Annotated in this window: 22 protein-coding genes and 1 pseudogene; 2 read left to right on the top strand and 21 right to left on the bottom strand. The window is 60.8% G+C overall.

Annotated features, from left to right (window positions below):
• Nucleotides 1–447: 447 nt before the first annotated feature.
• From LB568_RS05855 to LB568_RS05875, 5 genes are all read right to left on the bottom strand, one after another.
• Nucleotides 448–966: an RES family NAD+ phosphorylase gene (locus LB568_RS05855; RefSeq protein WP_224729562.1), complete on the bottom strand. Its 519-nt coding sequence runs from the start codon at nucleotides 964–966 to the stop codon at nucleotides 448–450.
• Nucleotides 963–1,352, bottom strand: a complete 390-nt coding sequence (locus LB568_RS05860) for an MbcA/ParS/Xre antitoxin family protein (protein WP_031258242.1) — start codon at nucleotides 1,350–1,352, stop codon at nucleotides 963–965. The genes LB568_RS05855 and LB568_RS05860 overlap by 4 nt, the downstream gene beginning before the upstream one ends.
• 1,083 nt (nucleotides 1,353–2,435) lie before the next feature.
• Complete coding sequence (locus LB568_RS05865; RefSeq protein WP_224729563.1) at nucleotides 2,436–2,678, bottom strand: hypothetical protein; 243 nt, start codon at nucleotides 2,676–2,678, stop codon at nucleotides 2,436–2,438.
• A gap of 276 nt (nucleotides 2,679–2,954) precedes the next feature.
• The gene (locus LB568_RS05870) at nucleotides 2,955–3,674 is read right to left on the bottom strand and encodes an alpha/beta hydrolase (protein WP_224729564.1); all 720 of its coding nucleotides are present in this window, start codon (nucleotides 3,672–3,674) and stop codon (nucleotides 2,955–2,957) included.
• A gap of 340 nt (nucleotides 3,675–4,014) precedes the next feature.
• Nucleotides 4,015–4,911, bottom strand: a complete 897-nt coding sequence (locus LB568_RS05875; RefSeq protein WP_224729565.1) for a LysR family transcriptional regulator — start codon at nucleotides 4,909–4,911, stop codon at nucleotides 4,015–4,017.
• Nucleotides 4,912–5,024: 113 nt separating this feature from the next.
• Here LB568_RS05875 and LB568_RS05880 point away from each other — a divergent pair, with 113 nt between their 5' ends.
• Nucleotides 5,025–5,903 (top strand): NmrA/HSCARG family protein, encoded by an 879-nt coding sequence (locus LB568_RS05880; RefSeq protein ID WP_224729566.1) that lies wholly within the window; start codon nucleotides 5,025–5,027, stop codon nucleotides 5,901–5,903.
• 111 nt (nucleotides 5,904–6,014) lie between these two features.
• Complete coding sequence (locus LB568_RS05885; protein ID WP_224729567.1) at nucleotides 6,015–6,644, top strand: SDR family oxidoreductase; 630 nt, start codon at nucleotides 6,015–6,017, stop codon at nucleotides 6,642–6,644.
• Here LB568_RS05885 and LB568_RS05890 read toward each other — a convergent pair.
• The 16 genes and pseudogenes from LB568_RS05890 to LB568_RS05965 all read right to left on the bottom strand — a co-directional run bounded on the left by LB568_RS05890 (nucleotide 6,634) and on the right by LB568_RS05965 (nucleotide 24,298).
• Nucleotides 6,634–6,786 carry a hypothetical protein gene (locus tag LB568_RS05890; protein WP_224729568.1) on the bottom strand — a complete coding sequence of 51 codons (153 nt, stop codon included), beginning with the start codon at nucleotides 6,784–6,786 and terminating at the stop codon, nucleotides 6,634–6,636. The genes LB568_RS05885 and LB568_RS05890 overlap by 11 nt on opposite strands.
• 1,492 nt (nucleotides 6,787–8,278) lie before the next feature.
• Nucleotides 8,279–9,250 carry an amino acid ABC transporter permease gene (locus LB568_RS05895; protein ID WP_224729569.1) on the bottom strand — a complete coding sequence of 324 codons (972 nt, stop codon included), beginning with the start codon at nucleotides 9,248–9,250 and terminating at the stop codon, nucleotides 8,279–8,281.
• A gap of 19 nt (nucleotides 9,251–9,269) precedes the next feature.
• Nucleotides 9,270–10,550 (bottom strand): NAD(P)/FAD-dependent oxidoreductase, encoded by a 1,281-nt coding sequence (locus LB568_RS05900; protein WP_224729570.1) that lies wholly within the window; start codon nucleotides 10,548–10,550, stop codon nucleotides 9,270–9,272.
• A gap of 143 nt (nucleotides 10,551–10,693) precedes the next feature.
• Complete coding sequence (locus LB568_RS05905; protein ID WP_031257819.1) at nucleotides 10,694–11,521, bottom strand: transporter substrate-binding domain-containing protein; 828 nt, start codon at nucleotides 11,519–11,521, stop codon at nucleotides 10,694–10,696.
• 321 nt (nucleotides 11,522–11,842) lie between these two features.
• Nucleotides 11,843–13,141, bottom strand: coding sequence for an FAD-dependent oxidoreductase (locus LB568_RS05910; RefSeq protein ID WP_318013241.1), 1,299 nt, complete (start codon nucleotides 13,139–13,141; stop codon nucleotides 11,843–11,845).
• Between the two features lie 122 nt (nucleotides 13,142–13,263).
• On the bottom strand, nucleotides 13,264–14,121 hold the full coding sequence (locus tag LB568_RS05915; protein WP_023766286.1) for a PfkB family carbohydrate kinase: 858 nt from the start codon (nucleotides 14,119–14,121) through the stop codon (nucleotides 13,264–13,266).
• Nucleotides 14,118–14,972: a sugar phosphate isomerase/epimerase family protein gene (locus LB568_RS05920; RefSeq protein ID WP_023766287.1), complete on the bottom strand. Its 855-nt coding sequence runs from the start codon at nucleotides 14,970–14,972 to the stop codon at nucleotides 14,118–14,120. The genes LB568_RS05915 and LB568_RS05920 overlap by 4 nt, the downstream gene beginning before the upstream one ends.
• 21 nt (nucleotides 14,973–14,993) lie before the next feature.
• Entirely contained in the window at nucleotides 14,994–15,854 is an 861-nt protein-coding gene (locus tag LB568_RS05925; RefSeq protein WP_224729572.1) for a carbohydrate ABC transporter permease, read from the bottom strand.
• Nucleotides 15,851–16,813 (bottom strand): carbohydrate ABC transporter permease, encoded by a 963-nt coding sequence (locus LB568_RS05930; RefSeq protein ID WP_140572109.1) that lies wholly within the window; start codon nucleotides 16,811–16,813, stop codon nucleotides 15,851–15,853. Before LB568_RS05930 ends, LB568_RS05925 begins: the two co-directional genes overlap by 4 nt.
• A gap of 7 nt (nucleotides 16,814–16,820) precedes the next feature.
• The gene (locus tag LB568_RS05935; RefSeq protein WP_224729573.1) at nucleotides 16,821–18,143 is read right to left on the bottom strand and encodes an ABC transporter substrate-binding protein; all 1,323 of its coding nucleotides are present in this window, start codon (nucleotides 18,141–18,143) and stop codon (nucleotides 16,821–16,823) included.
• 28 nt (nucleotides 18,144–18,171) lie between these two features.
• On the bottom strand, nucleotides 18,172–19,185 hold the full coding sequence (locus tag LB568_RS05940; RefSeq protein ID WP_023766291.1) for an SIS domain-containing protein: 1,014 nt from the start codon (nucleotides 19,183–19,185) through the stop codon (nucleotides 18,172–18,174).
• Between the two features lie 186 nt (nucleotides 19,186–19,371).
• Nucleotides 19,372–20,388, bottom strand: a complete 1,017-nt coding sequence (locus tag LB568_RS05945; protein ID WP_224729574.1) for a LacI family DNA-binding transcriptional regulator — start codon at nucleotides 20,386–20,388, stop codon at nucleotides 19,372–19,374.
• A gap of 138 nt (nucleotides 20,389–20,526) precedes the next feature.
• Nucleotides 20,527–20,763 (bottom strand): annotated as a pseudogene (locus tag LB568_RS05950) (hypothetical protein); the annotation flags it as partial.
• Between the two features lie 721 nt (nucleotides 20,764–21,484).
• Nucleotides 21,485–22,345, bottom strand: coding sequence for a YihY/virulence factor BrkB family protein (locus LB568_RS05955; protein WP_224729575.1), 861 nt, complete (start codon nucleotides 22,343–22,345; stop codon nucleotides 21,485–21,487).
• 437 nt (nucleotides 22,346–22,782) lie between these two features.
• Entirely contained in the window at nucleotides 22,783–23,607 is an 825-nt protein-coding gene (locus LB568_RS05960) for a Ku protein (RefSeq protein ID WP_224729576.1), read from the bottom strand.
• Between the two features lie 76 nt (nucleotides 23,608–23,683).
• Nucleotides 23,684–24,298, bottom strand: coding sequence for a methyltransferase domain-containing protein (locus LB568_RS05965; protein WP_224729577.1), 615 nt, complete (start codon nucleotides 24,296–24,298; stop codon nucleotides 23,684–23,686).
• Between the last annotated feature and the right edge of the window lie 259 nt (nucleotides 24,299–24,557).

A 24,557-nucleotide genomic window follows, 5' to 3' on the forward strand; every position in this document is an offset into this window, starting at 1 on the left:
CCACCGCGCACCCGACGCGTCGAGGCGCTGGGCGCACTCAACCGTTAGCCCGGCCGCACCGGTATTGCCATCGCAGAATATCTCCGGCAATGGGAACAGAGCTGCACGGAATTGCATGCCTCGCCGCAACTGCCACTCCGCTTGCAGGAGTTATTGCGTACTCCGTAACGGTTGCTGCTCGACGCAGCGGCCGAAGGCTGTGGGTCAGACCCTGCTGATTGTGGGTCGTTGCCGCACGCATCGCTGAGAGGTCTGCTAGCGCGCTCGCCTCCAGCGCCTTAGCGGCCTACCTGCCTGGCTGCTTTCATTCCGGGAATGGAGGTTCTGAGCTACCCGAGCTTTGGCTGGCGGGGCGCGGACGCGACTGTTTCCCTGTCAATCTCGCCAAACCATCAGAGCTGTAGGGCAAAAGACCCCTCCCCTGCCGTCCGGATGAGCGAGAGTGTGTTACCGCCAGGATAGCTGGTCCTTGGGCAACCGACCGCTCGGGTCGAATACAGCTACTTTGTGCGGCAGATCCGGACCCCAGTCCCAAAGTACCAGGTTGCGATCCTCCATCTCGGCGCTCGGCGCGAAACTTGGGACAACGATGCCGGCAATATTTCGAGGCCGCAGCCGGTCGTAGACGGACCAGGACGCCGGGCGCTCCCCATCGCTAAGCGCCGTCGCCCAGGCGCAGCCCATGTCTTCGAGCGCGACAGAAAATTCTCCCCCCGTCCCTTTCGTTGTCAGATCCGCGATGTCGTCGCAGTCAACCTCATACGAACACAGCACGCAGGGGTCGATCCGCTGCGCGAAGCCCTGGTTGGCTTCCTTGATGGCTGTCATTAGGCTCAACGCCAGATAGAGCGCCGGCACACCTTTGGGATTGAATCGGGCCCCTCGGATCGCTGCTCCTTCACCGGAAGTCGGTTTGAATGCCCAACGTGGATCGTGCGCGCGATAGCAGGTTCCGACGAACTTCACGCAAAGCCACCAACGGCCATGTGATCGAGATAATCACGGACCGCGACGGCCTTGCCGTCCTTCACCAGCGCCTCAGCCGTGCGTCCGCCGAATGCTGGAAGCGGCTGAGCCCGATACCAGGCCATCGCCTGCTCCTTGCCGCCCGCCCAATCCGTCACGCGACTAATAATCTCGAGCATCTCCCGCAGACGCCCCTGTGTCTTTACCGCAGCGCTGCGCTCTGAGCGATACAGGGTCTCGCGAGCAAGACCAGCGGTTTGGGCCAACTGGCTCTTGGACATGCCAAAACCATCCGCGACCTGTCCGATCGCAATCTTCCCGTTCCGGTCCATATAGGACAGGATGAGAGGTCCGTTCTGTTCGGGGATCTTAAGTGCCTGGGCCATAGAATTCATCCTACCCATAGTGAGAGTCAGATTTCTTGTGCAAAAGATATGGCAGCCCTCGACGACTTTCAAGTCCAGGTCTGAACCATTCAAGCTCGATAGCCTCGGCCTTCAGCGTGCAGTTCAGCGGGAAGCTCGCCAACGCATCGCATCCCGCCTCATTTTCCAAAACATACATCAACCAAAACGCGCTGCTCGTGCGGCGGCACGACGACGACCGCGGCAGCCATCAAGCCGCCGCTGAAGAAGATGCTCAAGGCGCCGGCCAAAGCGTAGCCTGCCGCGTCTGACAGAGACCTAGGCTGCGCCTGAACCAACACGGCGAAGCCCCGCTTCTCGGGAGGCTTCGTGTTAAATCGGATCACACCGCGGTGCGGCGGGACCAGATGAGCTGGAAATTGGCCTCGGTGTCGGTCTCGATCAGGCTCGCATAGAGCAGCGAAAGCCAATGGTGGGCCCGGAGGGTCAGTTTTTTCTACACATAATCAATACGTTAGCGGATGGTTCGCCAAGCCGTTTCCTTCGTATTCTCTCGTATGGTCTGGCGAACCTAAGGACGATGAGCGCGACTAATTAGAGGCTTTGAGATATCGCCGATGTAGCCGCAGGTCGTCAGGAACTCCCTGGTCGTGAATGACCGAAATGGGGCCGGAAGCAGGCGGTCGGGTTCTGGAACGAACTAGTCGGAAAGCTGCCATCCAGCTGACGATCTCTTTGCGGGACCTCCGTAGCTAATGCAGCCTGGCTCCACTTGTGCTGCCGTTCGCGCTGCAGCCGTATAGGTTCTGATTCCGAGCAGATCGTTTCCGCTCACGACCGAGCCGTTGACTGCACTTAATCTCGACAAACGGAGTCCGACGCGTCGAATTCAATCGCAAATTCCCCGTCGATCGCACTTCGCGCGATGAGATCGCCAAGTTCCCAATCCGTGAGTTCGCAAAGCGGAAACATCTTCCTGAGCGCGTGACCGGCTTCGGATATCGAATGCACGGCCTGCCGACGTTGTCGATCAGGTATCGGACAATCGCTTGGCGAACGTCCGACGAGGTGGGCGTCTGCGCGAGCGCCGGCATTTGCGGCCTGTCAATGCAGCCTGGGTTCTGTGCTATCGGCTGTTTTTGCGTCGAAGGCGACCGGCACACCGTGAACGATGGATGCCGCCGCCAGCAACGCCTCCAACTCGGCGTCAGTAGCCTTGCATGCCGGCATCAGTGTTCGAATGGCGCGGATCGCCTGTGCGATGGACAGAAAGCGTGCCTTGCCTCTGGAGAGAACATAGGCTTCGGCGGCTCTTTCAACCGTGACTGTGTGAAAAGTGTGGGTCACCGAGAATTCCTCCCTGAAACCTCGACCAGCACGATTTACGGCAGAAGTTCCGGAGTCTTCAAGGCTTTGTCCGATCCGTACAGTTGATGTACGTCGCCGCGCATTGGTCGGGGAAAGCGATATGCATGATACAAGACCTGAAGGACGTCGATTGGATCCGGTTCAAAGCGACGTGCTTTAGGCAGAGACGAGGTCGAAATGACGTTGTTCCTCCTTGCCGTAGGCACCATGTGTCAGGCTCGAGCAGATTGCTGCGCGTCCGCCGATGCCCCGAGGCTAGGCGGTGGTGTCCTCCGCGATCCGGCTCAGCAACTCGGCGAGATCGTCTGGTGCGGTCACCATGGCGTCGTGTCCCGTCCGTAACTCGTGGTAGTCCTCGATATCAGCGGCTTGCGCGCTCTTTGGCTGGCCGAGTGCTTTGTCGCCGATGCAATTGACGTAGGTCCGTGGCACCCGTGGGAAACCCGCGCTCAGCTTGACCGGCTCCCTGAAGGTGCGGATCGGGTGCGCGGTAAGCCTCGGCATTACCCAGCTTACGTCCTTCTCCTCCTTCAGCCCGAGGAATTGCACGGTCGCCGCGCTGGCGGGGATGCGCCAGCTCTCACCCCCGACGCGCGCCTGCTCCTCGAAATAGTTCTTGGCCTGCGCCGATGCGCAGTCGTACAGGCACTGGCCGTCGCGGGGAACGATCGCGTCGAGATAGACAACTCGCGCTACCCGGCCGGCCGCCCTGTCTGCGGCTGCCGAGACCACGATTCCAGCGTAACTGTGTCCAACCAGAACAACGTCCCGCAAGTCCTCGGTCTCCAACACACCGAGCACATCGCGAATGTGCGTTTCCAGGTCGATGTCAGGAGAGGCGAGATGCGCTCGCTCACCGAGGCCGGTAAGCGTGGGGGTATACAGATCGCTGCCGGGCACCTTCAGTGACTGAGCGAGCTTGCGCCAACACCACCCCCCATGCCATGCGCCATGCACCATAACATAGGTTGTCATCGGTCGCCCCGCTTCCCCTCGATACACGGAACGCACCGAAATCTCGCGCAAGTGCAGAGTTTCCGGCGCGCGATAGCTGCGGAGATGTCCCGCTCACACGCATTCTACCTCCAAAGCTCCGGACTAGAAAGCTCCGCGCTTTCGGCACGCGTCCGTGCGTTCATGGTTTTTGGGGCGATGGGCGGTACGCCTGACAACGTCTCGTCGAGGGCATCTTCTACGTCGACGCCAAGATATCGGACTGTGTTCTTTGGTGCGGGCCAGCAGCACCAACGGTGCGACTGTATATCCGGTGCCGCCTCTTTCCCCAACGCTGATGGGCGGCAGGACAGGTTCTTGTTCAGAGTGCAGGAACGAAAACTTTGGCAGGAAAAGTCCTCTCCATCACATCCAAGAAAGCGCGAACCTTGGCGCCGACAAGACGTCGCGAGCTTTGCAGCGCCCAGATTTCGACAGACGGACCGGCGTGAGTTCCCCAGCAAACGAGCCGGCCCGACTCGATGTCGCCCGCGACAAGAAGCTTCGGAAGCAACGCCGCACCTGCACCTTCCAGAACGGCCTCTCGCACCATCAGCAGGGAAGAGAAGCGCAGGATGGGTTCGGGTTTGAAAAGGACTTCGTCCTCAATATCCGATTTCATGCGCCAGACAACGTTCAGCGAAGTTGCGCTCAGCAAGACCGCCTTTACGGGACACGGTGTACCGCCCGGCGCCGGCTGAGGGCGCGGCATGTCCGGTGAGGCGACAATCAGGCGCTCGTCATTGAGAAAACGGCGGCCGATGAGCCGTTCATCCGGCGAAGGATCTATCCGGATGACAAGGTCGTAGCCATCCTCAACCGGATCGACCTTGCGATCCTCGGCAACAATCTCAAGCTTGACCTCGGGATAGGCGAGAGCAAAACGGGTGCCGATCCTGGGAAGCGCCACATGCGCGAAAACCACGGGAGCGCTCACCCGCAGCCTGCCTCTCGGGGTGGGCGCACCCAAGACGATCGCCTCCCCGGCTTCGGCGATCTCAGAAAGCAACCCGTCGGTGCGCTCGTGAAGCGCTCGCCCTTCGTCCGTCAGTCGCAGGCTCTGGGATCCACGCTCGATCAGCCTCACGCCAAGGCTGTGTTCGAGTTCGCTCACATGGCGCGACAATGTCGCCTTGGATCGGCCGAAGAGGCGGCCAGCTCGGCCGAAACCGCCATGGGTGGCAACGAGGTTGAAGTCCGAGAGAGCTTCGAGATCCATAGGATTGGTGTTCCAATACCGAGACAGGTTGTTTCGAACATGGCATCTCCCGCTCATGATTGGAACGCGTATCTTTCTCCCGGCACGCACAAACATCATAAGGAGTTTTCACAATGGCTATTTTGGTAACTGGCAGCACCGGGACCATCGGGTCCCAAGTCCTGGCCCACCTGCAGGGACGCAACGTCGAGGTCCGCGCACTGACGCGCTCCCCTGAGACGGCGCAACTGCCATCAGGTGTAAAGGCGGTCCGCGGTGATCTCGCCGACCCGGATTCGCTGCGATCCGCGCTGGAAGGCGTCAGCACACTGTTCCTGCTCGCCCCGAATGTCGCGGACGAATTGACCCAGGCCATGCTTGCGCTGACCGTGGCTCGCGAGGCCGGCGTCAAGGGCATCGTCTATCTCTCGGTATTCGGCGGCGAACCCTATGCCGACGTCCCGCATTTCGCGGGCAAGTACACGGTCGAGCGGATGATCGAGGCGCTTGATCTGCCCGCGACGATCCTGCGGCCCGCCTACTTCATCCAGAACGATCTTCGTCAAAAGGACGTGCTTCTGAAGGCCGGCGTCTATGGCTCGCCGATCGGCGCGAAGGGCATCTCGATGGTCGATATCAGAGACATCGGCGAGGCCGCCGCGATCGAACTGGTTCGCCGCGAGCAGGCAGCGACGCCGCTCGGCCGCGAGACCTACGCTTTGGTTGGTCCGGACAGCCTGACCGGCGAAGGTATCGCCGCCATCTGGAGCGAGGCTCTCGGCCGCGCGGTCCGCCATGGCGGCGACGATCTCGTCGTCATGGAGCAGCGCACGAAGACCATGCTGCCCGCCTGGCACGCGCTCGATCTACGCCTGATGTTCAGCCGGTATCAGAGCGATGGCGCGGTGGCGACCGCGAACGACATTTCCCGCCTGACCAAGCTGCTCGGTCATGCCCCGCGCACCTATGCCGCTTTTGCCAAGGATGCCGCAACGCAGTGGGCGAAGGGCTGAACCTGCATCCCTCTCCCCAACCAAGGAGTCCAAACGATGACGACGCGCCATTTTCTTCGCCGGCGTCTCATAGATTTTTCCCCGTCCATCAACACGCCTTAGGAGTTTGACATGAAAATTTTGGTATTGGGCGCAACGGGCGCAACGGGCCGGCTGATTGTCAGCAAGGCTCTCGCAGAGGGGCACGACGTCGTTGTCCTCGTCCGCTCCAAGGCAAAGGCCGAGGACCTCACCGGCGCCGAGCTCGTCGAAGGCGACGCCCGCGATCCCGCCGCGCTGACCCGCGCCATCGCAGGCTGTGATGCCGTCGTCAGCTCATTGGGCACCGCCATGAGCCCATTCCGTGAGGTGACGATGCTTTCGACCGCGACACGCGCGCTGGTCGGCGTCATGGCGGAGCAGAACATCCGCAGGTTGGTGTGCATCACTGGCCTGGGCGCCGGTGACAGCCGCGGCCATGGCGGCTTCTTCTTCGACAGGCTGCTCCTGCCCCTGATGCTGCGGAAAGTCTATGAAGACAAGGATCGGCAGGAAGATGCCATTCGCGGCAGCGCGCTCGACTGGACCATCGTTCGACCGATGGTCCTCAACGACAAGCCGGCGCGCGGCCGCATCAAGGCGTTGACCGACCTTTCAGGTGTACATGGCGGGACGATCGCGCGAGCCGATGTCGCGGATTTCGTCGTTCAGCAACTCACTGTGGATACGTGGCGGCGCAAATCGCCGCTGATCAGTTGGTGATGCCGGGATCTTCGTCACCGCAGTAGAAGCATCGAGCGACGGCACCTTCCATCTCGATCTGCCGGCTCAGGAAGGCTTCGCCTACGCACTTGAAGCAAATCCTCCGTTCCGTGAGCTCTTCAACGTCATCGCTGTGTGCCATCGAAAAGGTCTTCCTAAGCATGGACGATGGGAGGGGGACCAGACACCCATCCTCGGTTGTTCATTCATGGTCGGAGAAGAACTATCGCCCGCGGGGACGCAGCCTCGTTGTCGTACGAACATCCTGTGCGACCGCGGTGCTTGTCTGAAGCCACTGCCGCATTTCTTGGAAGACGGGCTTGCTGCCGTCGGGGTCTTCAAGGGTCAAGACGACGGCAAAGGGTACGCCCTCCACCGGAAACTGCGCCTCGGCGCGGATGAGGCTCGTGACCTCAAGGCGACATTGGGAAGAACCGCCATTTTCAACGAATAAACTTTCATATTGCTTGGCCGGCCACCATTTCAGGCCGTGATCGATTAGCGCCTTTTCGGGTATGGCGAGATTCGTCGACTTTGGCAGATAGCGCGCCGTAATCTGATTGATGAAGCGGATGCTTCCATCCGAAGCCGTTTGTCAGCCATGGTGGGTGAAGCAGCGGCCTCACATACCCGATTCGCTTCCCCTGGGATGGCTAAAGCCCAGGGTTCGACGCGAAGTTAAACGAGCTGGCCCCAACACGCCATGCTGGACCTCCTCCAACCTAAGCAACGGTCGAAGTCGCGCTAAACTCGCTCTAGCCCAGCCGGAATGGTGCCGGAATCGGTTCGGTTCCGAAGAGCAAGGTCGATAACGCAGACATCCACAGTGCGTTCGAAACATGAAGTACCGGTTCGAATCTCCTCCGGCGGACCGCGAGAGATTCGAACAAATACGCCGAAGAGATCTTCGGGGCGCTCGGCTGCTCCATAAGCAATGTCGGCTTTCAGGAAGACTCAAGTCTCAGTCGAACGGCCGGCATGAGGGCGCAAAGCCGCCGTTCAACTCCTCGCGGATGCGTCACCTTTGTGCATGTCAACGCTACCGGCGAGAGCCGTGCTCGGTGAGCAGGCTGTAACGGCGTAGCCAGCAGCAGACCAACTGTGGCTTCTTTGCGCTCGTAGCTCAGCAATTCCCCGATGACGACAAGATGTTAACTCTCGTGCGCAACCGTGGCCTTTCCCGGATACGCCTGTTTTTGCCCCAGCGCTGCGGTGGAACCTGCCTGGCCTATTCCGATGGTGGTGCCGAACTATGCGGCACCCGCCTCGCCCCGGCGAAATCAATTGGACTCAGGCGCAAAGCGGCGCCCCTGACAGCTTCGATGGCGGAAAAACGCAACCCGGCCGTGCGTACGACGAAGCCGAGAACAACTGCGGCTACAGTTAAGGCGCCGATGCAGAAGACGCGCGGGCGCCTCCCGACGCTTGGCCTGCTGCGTCTGACAGCATCGTCGGATCTGAACATGCCGGCGCCCCGCCTTGCGGCGGGCTTCGTGCTATGTCGGATCATTTGCGGCGCGTGATAGATAAGCTAGACTAGAAGTCCCGCTCGATGTCGGTCTCGACCACGCTCGCAGGATTAGAGCGGGGAAGCTGGGTGATGGAATGCAGTCGCGGTTCACCGAAGACCACGATCAGCGCTTGAGTGAGCGCCCGAACCGGTCCTCGATCCGCGACTGCACGAACTCAAGTCCCATCGAGAGCAGCCAATAGATCATCGAGGCGGTGATGAGCATCTCGATGTGCCGAAACTCGGTCTGGCCCTGTGTGCGTGCGAGATACATGATCTCCCAGACCCCGACCACCGAAACCAGCGAAGAATCCTTCAACATCGCAATGAACTGGTTGCCGGTCGGCGGCACGATGACGCGCATCGCCTGCGGCAGGATGACTAGGAACATCGTCTGGTTAGCGCTAAGGCCGAGTGCCGTAGCACCCTCGGTCTGGCCGCGTGAGATGCTTTCGATGCCGGCACGGAAGATTTCGGTCATGTACGCGCCGTAGCAGAGCGACAGCGCCATGATGCCGGCCGGCACGGCGCCGATGACGTAGCCAATCTGCGGCAGGCCGAGATAGATGATGTAGATTTGCATCAGCAGCGGCAAGCCACGAAATAGAGAGGTATAGAAGGTCGCCAAGCCATAGACCACGCCGTTGCGGGACAGTTTGGCGATCGCGCCGACGAAGGCGATGAGGGTGGCGATGGCGATCGAAATGGCCGAAATGTAGAGCGTCGTCACTACGCCCTTCGAGACGAGGAAGCCGATCTTTTTGGCGATGAACGCGAACGACAGGTCGAAGGAATAGAAAAACAGCATTAACAGCACGAACAGTTCTATCCACACAGCCACGATCTGCTGTTTGCGGCTGAGATACCGCAGCGCGTTCCAGTTCGCCGCCAGGATCGATGCGATCAGCACTGCCGAGACCCCCCGCCCGATCTCAGGGTTGGCGGCCAGCCATGCGACTGACCCCGGAACAAGCTTGCCGAGCCAACTGGCTTTGATGCCGAGTCCGTACAGGCCGGCGGCGATGGCGGCGAGCACGGAGAACACGCCAACGCGGCGTGCCGCGTCCGGGTGGTTGAGCAACAGTCGGCCGATCACGTCATCGATCTCCCTGTGGTCAGTGGGCGCGCTCGCGCCACCAATCCTGCGCCTGCAGCTTCCAGTAGGTAAGTTGCGCGACCGCAAGTCCGGCCGGGCCGCCCGCCCAGGCAAGCCCAAATGGTGCGAAGAGCCGGTAGCGGGGCGATTCTCCCAGTATGGCTTCGGCGATCAGCTTGCCGGCAATCGCCGTGGTATTGATGCCATGGCCACCAAAAGCCGTGAGGTACCAGACGCCCGGCTGCAACGCGCCGATTTGGGGCATCAGGTGACGGGCATAAGACATGAGCCCGGACCAGGCGAGTTCGGTCTTGAGCTTTTCGAGCTGCGGATAGGTGGTCACCATCTCGCGGCGCAATTGCCTCGCCAACACGCCCGGTGAGGCTGCCCGCGTGGTGATGCGCCCGCCCCAGAGCAGGCGTCTGCCGTCTTCGACAATGCGGTAATAATCGCCAGCGCGACGGTTGTCGCCAACGGCGTCGGTTGTCGTAATCGCCTCGGCGATCATGTCAGGCGCTTCCTCGCTCACCATGACGTAAGTGGCGATCGGCAGGAATGCCCGTTTCAGGCGGCCGACCAGTGGCCCCGTATAGCCGCCGGTGGCAAATACAGCCTGGCGCGCGCGCACGTTGCCACTGCTGGTGCGCACGATCTTTTCCGCGCCGCCAAGATTGGCTTCAATAGCCCCCGATCTTTCGTGAATCCTGCCACCCAGCCGTTCGATCTCGACCGCGACAGCGCGCAGATAGTTGAGCGGATGCATGTGGAAGGCGCTGGGGTCGCGCAAGCCTTGATGGTAGCGCTCGGAATGCAGCACCGCTCGCACCTGTTCGCGCTCGAGATAGTCGAGCCGATAGTTGAAATCCCGCGCCATTTGATCGGCATATCCCTTGAGCGCGGCGCCACCATCGTGGCGAAGCACGCTCAATATACCGGAGCGCGGCTCTGCCGCCTTGATGTCGAGATCAAGGATCGTCTGCCGCACGAAATCGACACCTTCGATGGACAGGCGGTGCAGTTTTTGTGCCGCGTCCACGCCAGCCATCGCGGCGATGCTGTCGAGGCCGGTGGCGAAGCCGGGATTGACGAAGCCGCCATTGCGACCGGAAGCGCCGAAGCCGATGCCCTCCGCCTCAAGCACGACAACCTGCTGGCCGGCGCGAGCCAGTTGCAACGCCGTCGTCAGGCCCGCCAGTCCGCCGCCGACAACGACTGTTTCGCACTCGGAAACGCCGCTCAGCGGCGGTCTGATGATGTTGTCGGCAAGCGTGCGTCGGTAATAAGTGTCAGGATATGTCATGATCGGATGATACGGTGGCGGCGCCAGAGCATTTTGCAGCCAGGCAGAGCCGCCCGGTGTCGTTCAAAATGCGGCTAAAAACAAACGGATGGAGCGGGATGTTCAATTTAGATGCATCCCGCTCACGCTTCGTCCAACCCTACTCAGTCGGCGCTGTAATCCTTGCCGTACCACTTGGTGGTCAGCTTCGTGAGGGTGCCGTCCGTCTTCATCTCGTTGAGAATGCCGCCGATCTTGGTATTCCACTCGGCATCACCTTTTTCCGCGATCACCACCAGTGGCTCACGGAAGGCATAGCCGCCCTCCAGGATACGCAACGGGTAGCCGTTCTTTATCGCGTTCTGCGCTGTCTGTTCTGGTGCGATGACGGCGTTGAGGCGAACGCCGTCGCCGAGCCTCAAATCATCGAACGGCAGCATTGAATCGGCGAAAGTCCTGATCTCACCGGGCTCCAGTTTGTATTCGATGGGCGGCAGGCCGGGAGCATCGATCTCGAGCTGTCTGCGGATGAAATCCTCCGACGTGGTGGCGGTCTCGACGCCGATGATCTTGCCGTTCAGGTCGGCGACCGATTTGGCCGGGCTGTCCTTGTGAACGACATACACGTAAGGGCTGTAATAATACACGCCTTCGAAATCGATCACCTTGGCCCGCGCTTTGGTCGGCGTCACTGAGCCGACACCCAGATCGTAGCGCCCTTGCCAATGGCCGCCTGTCATCGTCGCCCAGTCCGGCGTGTCGAAACTGACCTCGACACCGAGGCGTCTTGCGATCTCCTTTGAGACATCAATGTCGAAGCCGACCATCTGATTGCTGTCGTCGAGGAAACTCTGCGGCGGCCAGCCGCTGTTTGTGGCGACCACCATCGCCTTTTTCGAGGTAACCCGGTCCATGGTTTCACCCGCCGACGCCGCAGACGCGAACGCAAGCGTGGTGGTGGCCAACGCCAGCCACGCGATCAATTTCCTCACTTAAACCTCCCTGTTCATCCTCATTCACACAATGCTCGCCAAAGCGCCCTCCCCGTGGAGAAAGAGCTAACTTGAGAGCGCCACATGAGATCGATCTCATATCAAATTAGGCACACATATCGGCGGGGGGATCAAGCCCTTTTTTTGCGATTGGAAAGAAACCCAGGCCAGCTTCTTTTTTGCCGGCGCGCCGAGCTAACGATCGGAGCTACAGCGACGCATCGGCGGCATTGTCGTGAAGTTTTCGCGACTTGCATCAAGCGCAGGTCGGCCATCGTGTCCCCATCGGCAGCGTCATGGACAAGACGCTTTGGCCGCCGCCTATTTCTTCCGGCGGCCCGGCTTCAGCCCAGCCAGCAGATTGGTGATCCGGTCCGCCTTGCGGTTGTCGATCTCGGCTTCGTTCTTGCGGCGCACCGCGCCGCGGACGAGCTTGGCGCCGAGGTAGCGGAATGGCTCGGGCGGCAGCGACATGCGTCGCTCGATGCCAACCAGTCCACTGGCGCTCCACCGATCCCTTCGCTCCAGAACCAGACTGGCCAGGATTCGCCCGCCAATCGGCGTCTGCGCGATGCCGGTTCCGTTGAAGCCCATACCGTAGAAGATGTTGGGATATCCGCGCAGATGATCGAACACCGGAACGTGTTCGGGCACACAGTCGATTGGACCTGACCAGTCATACTCGACCGCCACGCCACGCAGCGACGGATAGACCCGGTGCAGCTCTTGCACATTATCGCGGCCGTGCTGCGGGCTGCGATTGAAGCTGGCGCCGAAATTCCCCCTGAAGGCAACGGTACCGCTGCCGCGACCGAAGACCACCCTGCCCGGGCTGGTGCGTTGATAATACAGTACCTGCGCCTGCGCATCGCAGATCGATGCGCCGTCGCGCCAGCCAATGCTGTCGAGCAGTTCGGGCACGGCCGCGGTGGCGATGACCTCGCTGCCGACGACGTAGAGATGACGTCGCAGTTCCGGCAAAGCGGAGAGCCATGCATTGGCGGCAAGCACGACCTTCTCCGCCTGCACCGTGCCCTGCGCCGTACGCGCCCTGCATATCCTGGCGGGTTCAATGTCGAGGACGGGGCTGCGCTCGTGAATGATCACGCCGCGTGCCAACGCCAGGTCTCGCAATCCGATTGCCAGCTTTGCCGGATGCACCGTGCCGGCATTGGTCTCCACGACGCCGACATAGGAGGCACACGAACCGGTCCTGCGTTCGATCTCCTCGGCCATCATCGGCTTGAAACGGTTTTCTCCGACCGCCGCCGTCATGGCGACGGCCTTGTCCCAGGCGCCTTCCTGGGCAATTGAGCTCGCCGTCCACAACCATCCATCCAGCCGCAGATCCATGTCGATCGTACCGTCTCGTTGCAGAGTTTTCAGTTCCGCGATCGATGCCACCGTGGCAGCGCAGAGCTGCCGCGCCTCTTCCAGGCCGACGACGGCGCTGATCTGATCGAGTTCAGCGAACCATGAGTGGACCTGGCCACCATTGCGCCCCGAAGCCCCAGATCCGCAAAGGTCGGCTTCAAGCACGACGACCCGCGTTTCCGGCGCAAGCTCACGGATACGCAGCGCCGTCCACAAACCGGTATAACCGCCGCCGACGATCAGCACATCGGCGCGCTCATTGCCCTGTAACGGCTCGGTGACCGCGTCGGCGCCGATGTCCTGCAGCCAGAACGAGCGGTCGGAAGGGAGCGCTACCGCCGGCTGGCGCAAACGAAGTGTCGTCACGGTCAGGCTCCGAAGGCGTTGGTGATGAATCCGGCGTATTTGGCTGGCAGCCAGTCCGGTATGGGACGCGGCTTCTGCGGAAACCCGCCGAGATGCGTGCAGGTCCGCGCCGCCGCCAGCGCAGCGGTGTGCAGCGCTTCGGCTGGCCGCATACCTTCGAACCGGAACGAGGTCAGGAATGTCGCGATGAAACTGTCGCCGGCGCCGCATGTGTCAACCACGTCGACGAGCGTGGCCGGCGCATGCACGACACCCTGGCCGTCGTCGAAATAGGAGCCGCGCCGCCCGCAGGTCACGACAACCTGCCTTGCACCAGCGGCCCTGAGCGCGGTGAGCAACGGCTCGACCGGTCGATCGACCTCATCTGGACCGGAGGCGAAGAGCAGCGGCACTCCCTCGAGCGGCAGCGCCAGGTGCGCCGTCGAGACGTCGATGCTGAACGGGACATCATCCGCGACCAATCGGCGAAGGAGGTCCTTGTTGGCGTTGGTGCCGAGATGCACCCAATCAGCGGCGGCGACAACCGCGTAGCGCTCCGGCGTCGGCATGTAGTTTTCACCAACTCCGAAGGATTCGTGGAGAAACTTCCGGTCGCCGGATTCGTCGCGAAGCAAGGTGACGGCCGTGTCGCCGGGTCGCCGTTCGACATCGTCCGGCGACAGGCCAACGCCGGCAAGCCCGGAAAGCACCGCCTCGCCTTCTGGATCCTCGCCGACGGCGCCGAAATACCGTGCCGCCCAGCCATTGTGCCGCCATTGCACCGCCACGTTGAGCGCGTTGCCGCCGACCGTGAGCAGGCCGTTGGTGAGGTAGGCGTCCAGACAATTGTCGCCGACAGCGACCAGCTTCGGCGCAGTCATGCCGGCACCGTTGCGCGATTGAGATAAGGCTCGATAGCGCTGAGGCAGCGGGTCCAGGCACTTATTGGATCCAGTGAGTAGGCGCCGTTGCCAAAGGGCTCGAAGGTGAGCTTTCCCGCATAGCCGAGGCGCGCCAGTTCGCTGACATAGTCGCCGAGCGGCAACGTGCCGTCGCCCCACACCAGATGCCCGCCCGGTGTGCCGTCTACAAGATGGACGTGCGCCAGCCGTGGGCCGAACAGGTCGACATACCCGGCCACGGTGTCCCCGGCGGTGGCCATTGCCACGCAATCCAGCACGATGTCGATGTTGTCCGCGCCCAACGCGTCCAGCATTCGGCGCAGACTTGCCGCATCGTTGACGAGGTTGCTCTCGAAGCGCTGCAAGGGCTCGAGCAGGCAGCGCACACCGACGTGGTCGGCATATCCAGCGATCTCGCCAAGCGCCTCCGCCGAGCGGTCCCAAGCCGGTTTCGCGGCTTCGTCCTCATAGCCTCGGCCGGGCGTCAGGAACAGATAGCGCGCGCCCAGCGCCGCGCAGATGTCGGCGGCGTGGCAGAACCGCTTGATGCTGTCACGGCGCAGATCCGGGTCGCCTGAGGCGATGTTGATCGGATACAGCACCTGCTCAGGAGTGAAGCACCAGGCAGACAGGCCGTTATCGGCTAGCATCCGGCGGACAGAATCGATGCGCGCGTCGGTGGCGTGGAAGAGGTCGAGGTGCTGGGCAATGCCCCATAATTCGATCTCTTTCATGCCGAAGTCGCGGATCAGCTTGATGACCCGATCGAACGGAAAGTGCTGGAAGCTGAAATTGGCTCCGATCAGCTGATGGAATGCAAGCTGCGGCATGAAGGGTCCTTTCGGGAATGGCTACTTGCCGATGCCTTCGGACAGCCCACGAATGAAGTAGCGCTGCGCGGCAAAGAACACGATTACGATGGGCAGGGCCGAGATCGTCATGGCGGCGAACACCACGGCATAGTTAGTCCCGTGCGTTGCCATGATCGACGTGAGGCCGACGGGCAGCGTCTGCACGTCGCTGCCGCTCGTGAAGATCATGGCGAACAGATATTCGTTCCAGGCGAACAGGACATGCAGGATGACGCACGAGATGATGATCGGGCGGCACAATGGCAGGGTGATGCGCCAGAAGATCTGGCCCTCGCTGGCGCCGTCCATCGTCGCCGCCTCGTCGAGATCGCTGGGTAGATCCAGCATGTAGGCGCGGATGAGGAAGGTTGTGAACGGCACCCGGAACGCGGTGTATAGAATGATCAGCGCCCAGTAGGTGTTGTAGAGCCCGAGCGCCTGCAGCATCTTCACCAAGGGAATGATTGCCACGGTGGGACTGAGCATCAACCCGCCTAGCACAATGGCGACGACCAACGGTTTTGCAGGCATCCTGGTCCGGGTCAGTCCGAAAGCGGTCCAGGCGCTGATGAGAACGGTGCATATGGCGGAGGCGACAGTCACCAGGACGGAGACGGTTACATAGCCACGAACGCCCTGGTTCCAGGCCTGCACATAATTGTTCCACGACCAATGGGCAGGCAGGGCGAAGGGATCGCCGAAGATCTGCGCATTGTCCTTGAAGCCGCTAAGCGCCATCCAGATCAGCGGATAGATGACGACGACGCCGAGACAGACGAGGAATGAATAGAGCGATGTCCTGGCAATGACCGACCATAGATTGACATCCCGGGCCCGCCCGACTGCGACCGTCGCACTCATAGCTGCACCCTGCGACGCTTCGTGTACCAGAGCTGTGCCGCGCCGGTGAGCATGGTCAGAACGAAAATGACGGCCGCAATCGCCGCGCCGTAGCCGAAATTGTCCTCGATGAACGCCTTCTGGTAGAGCCATGTGCCCAGCACCTGGCTGCTGTTGCTGGGCCCGCCGGCGGTCATCACCATGACCTCGTTGAAGACCTGGAAAGCGCCGGTGATGGTGACGATGATCATCAGCCCGGTCATTTCCCGGGTCAGTGGAAAGGTGATGCTCCACAAGCGGCGAAGCGGGCCGGCGCCATCAATTGTGGCTGCGTCGTAGAGGTCGCGCGGGATTTTTTGAATGGCGATGGCAAACAGCAGCGTCGAGTAGCCGAAGCCCTGCCATTGACTCATGGCAATGATGGCGTAGATGGCGGTGTGCTCGTTGCCGAGCCAGGGCATAACGAACTGGCTGAGACCGGCGCGGCTCAGAACCGCATCCAGCAGACCGATCTGCGGCTGGTAGATGAAATAGAACAGCAGGCCGGTCACGGTGATCGATATGGCCGAAGGCACGAAGTACACGGCGCGCCACAGACGGCGCCAGCGTTCGCTCCTCAGATCCTCGATGATCGCCGCCAGCAGGAACGCGCCGAAGACCTGGAACACCACGGAGATGATGGCGTAGAGGCAGTTGTTCCAGAGCGCGAGCAGAACGACCGGGTCGTGCAGAAGCCGGTCGTAATTGGCGAGGCCGACATTGGTCACTTCACCGGTATAGATATCCTGATCAGTGGTGCTGACGATAAAGTTGTCAACGATCGGATAATAGACGAACCAGCCGATGAGGATCAGTGCCGCTGCCGCCCATCGAAACGACAACAGGTTGCCGAAGCGCACCCGCAGGCTTCTTGGCCTCTGCGCTCTGGCAGCGCCGTGAACCACGGCGCCGCTCTCTATTGTGTCCGATGTCCTGGCCATGGTCCGCTTATCTGGCTGCGGATGCGGCCTTGCGCACCTCGCCCATCACTTGCTCGGGCGTCATCGAACCGCCCGCCAGTGCCTGCAGGCTGGACAGCCAGACGGCGGCGACGCGCGGCGGATTGGCCGTGTCCAGCCAGGGCATGAGGTACGAGGCCGCGTTGATGTCCTTGAGACCGTCGACCACAGCCGCGCTCATATTCTTTTCCGAGGCGCCGCCGATGGTCGCGCTCGGCTGGCCATAAGGCGGCGCCGACAGGACCTGCGCGTTTTCCTTCGAGGTAACGAACTTCATGAAATCGATCGCCAGCGGGATGTTTTTCGACGCCGCATTGATCATGTAGCCCTCGGGCGCGCCCTCGATCGACTTGAGGTCACCCTTGGCGCGAGCCGGTACGGGCAGTCTGAAAAAGCCGAAATCCGCAGGCTTGAGCGCCGAATCCGACGTGGCGGCCTGATCGAACTCGATGATCTCTTGATAGTACATGGCCGACTGCGCGTTGGTGAACGCCTGGAGAGCCGAGGCATAGGATGTGCCGTTGACGCCAGCGCCGTCAGTGCAACGCTCGACAAGCTGACTGAACTGCTTGAGCGCCGCGACATAGCCCGGATCGGTGTATTCAGCGGTGGTCGGATCGAAGTCGCGTTCCAGCGTTGCCTGCGGCACATTGTAGGCGAGCAGCTGGCCCGCAAAGTGGATCGCTGGCCAAGCCTCCTTGTTACCGAACGAAATCGGTGTCGCGCCGGACTTGCGGATGGCGTCGCAACTGGTCAGCAATTCCTCGAAACTGGCCGGCGCCTTGAGGCCGAGCTTGCCGAATAGCTGCTTGTTGTAACCCATGAACTTGGCGTCCTGATAAAGCGGGATGCCATAGAACTTGCCATTGTATTGGAACGCTTTGACGGCCGCGGGAGAAAGCGTCTTGCCCCACTCGGTATCGGGACCGATGACGGCGCTCAGGTCGACGGCGCGATTGCCCCGCACGAAATTGCCGCCCCAACTGCCAGTCCAGGAGAAATAGACATCTGGTAGCGAGTTCGAAGCGACCAGGGTCTTGGTCTTGCCCTTCACGCTGTCGTCGCTCTCCTGGATGAGTTCGACCTTCACGCCCGGATGGAGCTTTTCGTATTGCTGCGCCAGGTTGACGAAGTAAGGCGACAGTTGCTGCAGCCCGAACTTGGTCAGCACCGAGAGTGTGCCGGTGTACTCCACCTTGGCGCTGGGATCGGCCGCGACCGCAGCCGAAGCGGCGGAACTGCCGCTGATCGAAAAACCGAATGATGATACCGCGGCCACTGTAACCGTCACGACTTGCAGCGAACGTTTCATAAGCAGCTCCTTCAAAGGTGAGAGGGGATCAGTATTCAACGCGTTTGTAGTAGCGACGGGTGGTCAGCGGGTGATTGCGCAGCACTTCGAGATGCGCGCTCAGTCGCTCGAGCAGGGTGGCGAGCAGTACCGGCGAGATCATGCCGCGCACCTCTTGGGAGATGCCCGGCAGCTGGACCGAGGCAGCATCCAGCGTACGGACGCGGTCCGTGTAGCGCCTGGCGAAATTCTCGACCCGGTCGGCTAGTGGGCGAAGGCGATCCTCGCCCTTGAACACGAAGACGCTGACGCCCGGCTCGACCAGTTCGAGCGTGCCGTGGAAAAAGTCGGCGGCATGCACTGGGCGGGTCCGGATCCACTGCATCTCTTCAAGGATGCACATGCCGTAATAGTTGGCTTCCGGCCACACCGAGCCGGCGCCGGTAAAGATGTGGTAGGTCTCGTCCTTGATTGTCGCGGCCAGTTCGGCGGCTTTGTCCTCGAAGGCGGCCTTCGCATTGGCAAGAAGGCCGGGAAGAAGCTGAAGTTCCGCGACAGCAGCGTCGAAACTGTCATATTCGTCGCGCTCGGCCAGCAGTGCCAGGACGATCAGCAGCGTCTGCAGGTAGAATGATTCCGATGAGGTGTCGTCTTCGGCGAAGTTCGTGAAATTGTGGTCTGCTTCCTGTGCGATCGGGGTGTCCGAATGGCCGGTGAGCGAGATCGTGCGCACGCCGCGCTTTTTCAGGAAAGCCATGAGTTCGACGCCCTCCTTGGTCGTGCCTGACAGCGAGGGAATGACAACCGCGGCCTTTTTATCGAGGCCGGCCGGCGGATCGAGCACGACCTGTGCCGGATATTCGGCGCTCACCGGGAACGTGGAGTAGCGTTTCGCCAGTTCGATCGCAGGCAGAGTGAGAAGCTGCACACCGCCGGTGCCCATGAAAAACAGCCTCTCGACGCCGTCCGCAAGCAGCGCGCGCATGAGCGTGCGCGCCTCGCCAGCTATGGAAACGGCCCCGCTCTGTATCCTTACGAAGCGTTCCCTATCGAAATTCAACATGTCGTTCTTCCTTGTACTCGCATTCGGCGGAATCCTACCGGGCCGCCAAAATCGAGGCGCCGTCCAGCCAGCCTTTGATTAACCGTTAGGTTGTGAGATCGATCTCACATCCAGATAATGGCCATGCTTTTTTGGGGTTGGCAAGCCCCCCGCGAGCAAATGTCTGAAACGGAAGTTCTGTGCCGGTCAGCGCTGGTGTGCGACCGAGCCACGAATGACGAGGCGCGTCGGGAACCGGGTGTGACGCGGCGCAACTTTCTTTCCGGCGAGCCGTTCCAGCAGCAGCTTGGCCGCGAGCGGTCCGATCTCGGAGATGGGCTGGGCTACGACGGTGATCTGCGGATCGGTGAAAGTCGCGAGATTGAAGTCGTCGAAGCCGACCAGTGACACGTCGTTGGGGATTGCGAGCCCCAGTGAGCGCAGGCCGAGAAGGGCGCCTTGGGTCATCATGCTGTCCACCGTGAAAAGCGCTGTAGGACGGTTGCGTCGGCTGAACAGGCGGATGGTGGCTTCGACGGCATGTTCGACCGTGGAGCGCGACACGCTGATCAGCGATTCATCCAGCGCGATGCCATGCGACTGCAGTGAGTTCCGGTATCCGGCAAGACGCTCCTGCGCGGTGAAGATACGGGATTCGTCGCGCAACAGCCCGATCCGTTTGTGACCGTTGGCGACTAGGTAATCCACGGCCTCGCCCGCGCCGCCCTCGTTGTCGACGCCGACGCTGTCGCAGTGCACCTCTTTGACGACGCGGTCGATCAGCACGACCGGTGCGCCGTCACGCACCAGGCGCACGATGTGCTCGCTGTCGGTCGCTGAGGTTGGCGCCAGGATGAAGCCGCGAATGCTCAGTGAGCGCAGACTCTCCAGCAACTCCTTTTCCTGTTCGATATTCTCTTCGCTGCTTGCGATCAGCAGGTTGTGGCGGTGCTTGCGCAATTCTACCTCGATGTCGTGAGCGATGCGCGCGAAGAACGGATTCTGGATGTCGCCGGGCACGAAGCCGACGATCGGCAACTGACCGCTGCGGAGGGCCTGCGCTACGAGATTGGCCCGATAACCCAGTCTTTCAGCCGCCTCCAGCACCCGAAGTGCGGTCTCGTCGCCGACATAACCGTAGCTGTTGAGCGCCCGCGCGGCCGTAGCGCGCGATACATTGGCCGCGGCAGCAACGTCCCTCAAGGTGATCCCCTTCTGCGTCACGGCTACTTGTCCTCCTCCGAACCTGACATTGCTCGGGCGTGTTCCGGCTCGGCGTTGCATTTGCCGTTGTGCGGCATATCGGCGAATTCTCAAACTGCCAACACAGCTTGTGCACCCTCTTTCCCCAAAGCGCCTGTGTCATCGATTTTGGAAGACCGGATTTTCGAACTCTGGCCGATCGGCAAATGCCAGGACATCAGCCACAGGCACATGGGGCTTCTGCGGCCCGTTGCCAGTTCGCTGCAGTCCGACGGTCAACAATCCTTCGGCCAGGCCGAAATTCCGGTGCACGGCTTCGGCGTCGAAACCCGATGATCGGCATCGAACCCAGGGCAGCGAGCGAGCCGCATAGATGATCGCCGCGGAGCCTTGCGTCTCCAGTGTCATAAACAACTCCGGTTACAGGAAGCGCGACAATTTGTTGCCCGCCGGCGACCATCCTGAACGGACCGGCAGTTTTCAGGAAAGATGGCAGCCCGCCTGAACGAGAGTGATGAGGCGCATTGCTGCTATTCGGGAGAAGATAAATGCGGTCAGCGAATGGCTGGATCAGCTTCTTGAATCAATTCGGGCGACCCGCTTCGTAACCCTTTGACCAATAACGATTATCTTATTCTCTGAGGGTCGTCGTTCTCTACGAATAATCAATACCTTGGCGGATGGTTCGCCAATCCGTTTCCCTCGTATTCTCTCGTATGGTCTGGCGAACCAAAGGACCAAGAAGCCGACTAGTTTTTATCGGAGAGGTGCCCTATCCACAAGGAAGATCAATCAATGCTTTTTACCAGTAGGCAGGACGGCGAGCGCATTGCTACGCACGTCCTCCGGCTTTTATGAGCGGCCTGACTGGTGAGGATGAACTGCTCGACGCTCAGACGAACTGGGCTCGGTCGGAAGGACGATCCAAGGGAATCACTAAAGACCCGAATGCCAGCCTTCCTGACTTGGTTCTGACGAAAAATTAGATGTTTGATCTTGGCGAAGGCCTGCTCGATCGGATGAAGGGCGGTCATCGTTGCGCTCCCGCAGCCACCGCAGGGCGACAACGCCCCGCCGAATTGGACTCTGCCTCTGCGCGAAATGCGACAGAGGACTGTCAGCCGATGCGTTCTGGTCGGACCTGCTGCCGTGTCGAATAGGCGCGCGTGAATTCGGCCCCGAGCAGGAAAATTTCCGACGAGTAGTAAACCCAAAGGAGGATCACGAGCAGGCCACCGGCGGCACCATATGAGGATGCCACTGCGCTGGTACCGATATACCAGCCGATAAGGGATTTTCCGAGCGTGAACAGAGCCGCGGTTACAACGGCCCCAACCCGGACATTGCGCCATTCGAGGGTTCGGTCGGGCAGAACCTTGTAGATGGCGGCGAACATCACCGAGATCAGGACGAAGGAGACGACCGCGTTGATCACACCAAGGACGATTTTGCCGAATGGCAGATGCGCGTTGATGATGTTTCCCACGGCCGATATCGCTGCGCTCGCAACCAGAGAGACGAGCAACATGAAGCCGAGCGCGGCCACCAAGCCGAGGCTTGCGGCACGGGCGCGGACCAGGCGTGATAACGAACTTCCCTGAGGTTTAATCTTCCATAACGTATTCAGCGATTGCTGCATTTCGCCAAAGACTCCCGACGCAGCCACCAACAAGGTGACTATTCCGATCACCGCAGCCCAGCTTCCGGAGAACCGGCTTGACGCGCTCTGCAGCGCGGCTTGGAGGATATTTGCGCTCTGAGGGCCCATCAGGCCCGAAATCTGAGCGGATAAAGCTAATTGTGCAGCGTCGTGACCGAAAACAAAGCCTGCGATTGCGACGACGATCAGCAAAATTGGCGCCAGAGAAGTGGTGGCATAGAAAGCCATTGCCGCGCCATGACTGAGAGCATTGTCGTTGATGAACCCGACCACGCTTTCTTTCACCAAACACCAGACAGTCATGAGCAAGCTGCCCATTTTTGGCATCCCTTGCATTTGCAACGGCATCCGTCACCAATGTCCCAGCATCCGCGATGTTCCAACATCGGGCGCGCGATTGGCTTTGGAATGCTTGCTGTGCAGTTGGTTGGACACTGGTGAGACATTGCGGATGCCGAGGCGCCGTTCCCTAAAGACCGCACGTCGTTGCGCCGCTCTTGGAGTTTGGCGCGAAAGAGTGGCAGAGCAGTTCCGCTTGGGCTAAAGGCGCCAAAAGCCCTCTAGATCGGCCCGGACGAGCGCGAGTCAAGCGAACCATGCCCGAAACATCCGACGCTCGGTGCCTCCATGTCTCATTTGGCGCAAACGAGTTCTCCTGCCTTATGGCAACTCGCGAGGTCGATTTCGATGTGCCGGACTTCAGGCTATCAGAAGATGGCTTCGCGATGGGTCGAGAGGCTCGACTGACTTTTTAACTATGCTGATTTGCGGCTCTTAGCCTTTGGCCGGTCTTGGTTGACGCCTTCCTTGGCAAGGCTCTTTCGAAGCACCGAGGCCAAGTCGACCACGTTCTCCTTGGGCTGCGGGACCGGTTTCGGGGGCTTTTTGCCCTTGCGCTTGGCGTCGATCATCGCAATCAGCGCGTCCTCGTACGTGTCCTCGAATTTCGAGGGATCGAACTTTGTCGCCTTCTTGTCGATGAGCAGCCCCGCGATTTCGAGCAAATCCGCATCGTACTTTGGACTTTTCACGTCATCGAAGACGGTGTCTTCCGACGTCATCTCATTGTGGGTGCGCAGCTCGGTCAGCAGCATTCCCTTTCCAAGGGGCTGTATCAGCACTTCGCGCCCGCGCTGATAGAGCACGACGCAGGAGCGGGCCGCGACGCGCTTCTTGGCCATCGCATCGCGCAGGACGGCGAACGCCTCCAGGGAGGGTCCGTCTGCGGGGATCAAGTAGTATGGTTTCTCCAGATAACGTGTGTCGATCTCGGTAACCGGGACAAAGGAATCGACATCGAGTGTATGCTGCGATGTCAGTTTCAGTTTTTTGATCTCGTCCGGTTCAACCTGTATGAAATCGCCCTTATCGGCCTCGTAGCCTTTGATCTGATCCGCGGCTTCGACGATGTCGCCTGTCTCTTCATCGACATAGGCGCTCTTGACCGGTAAGCCGTCCTTGCGGTTCAAAATTTTGAAGTGGATCTTGGATGCTTCGCTTGTGGCGCCAACGATCTTCACCCCGCATGCCACCGAGCCGACCCTCAGAAACCCCTTCCAGACCGCGCGTGGCGCCACCATGCCGTTTCTCCTAGACTTGCCGATGTCGCACAACGTCAGGCACACGGTTCTGTTCCGCAACGTGGGCAGTACTCCATCACGCCTTCTTGGCAAACGCCCAGACCATCAGCGGGTATTCCTCGTCATTGCTCAGATCCCGCCACAGGCCGTAGGCGCGGACGGGGCCGCCGATATGGGCCCTGGCGCAGGCTTTGTTGCCCCAGCCGTGGACCTTGACGTTGGCCTCCGCGAAGCCGCCCTCGACCATCAGCTGTTTCAGGCCGGCAGGCGTCCATCGGTTGTAGTCGTGTGGCCTGGCGTGGACCCTGAACAGGAAGGGCGTCGCCACCATCGCCCAGCCGCCGGGCCGGGTCATGGCATGGATATTGGCCACTGCCGCCAGCGGCCGCTGGACATGTTCCAGCACCTGGTCGGCGATGACGATGGAATATTGCTCGTCTGTGCGGTCGCTGCAGATGTCGAAGTCGGGAAAGTCGACCGATCTGTAGTTGGGGCAAATCGCCCGCCAGTAGCGGTTCCAGCCGGGTGAGATCTCGATCACGTCGGATGCTTTGCGGTTGCCGGCTTCAAGGAAGAGGGTGAACGCCTCGATCTGGCGGATGCGCAGCCAGTTTCGGGAATCGTAGCCGATGAGTCGTTTGACGGCGCGTTTGCTTTGGTTTTTCAGGGCGGCAAGGCTTGTCGTCGTCACATCGACCTCCTCCAAAGCGCCCGCCTCAAAGACAAGGTACTCCAGGCAAGTGGGCAAAAAATGACAGTGAGCCCACTTTCGTCACCGCTTAGGGGCGCCGATAGCGCGGACATGAAAAAGGCGGATCCGGGGACGGGATCCGCCTTGCCTGTCGACGGGGCTTCGGGGGGAGACAGGTGTCGGCAAGCGTCCGATAGCAATGTCAGCAGGCGTCTACTGGGCTTCGGATAACTAGAGTGTCGGCGCGTTTAGCGGCTGA

It is taken from the genome of Mesorhizobium sp. B263B2A, assembly GCF_020165775.1.
Classification (GTDB): domain Bacteria; phylum Pseudomonadota; class Alphaproteobacteria; order Rhizobiales; family Rhizobiaceae; genus Mesorhizobium; species Mesorhizobium opportunistum.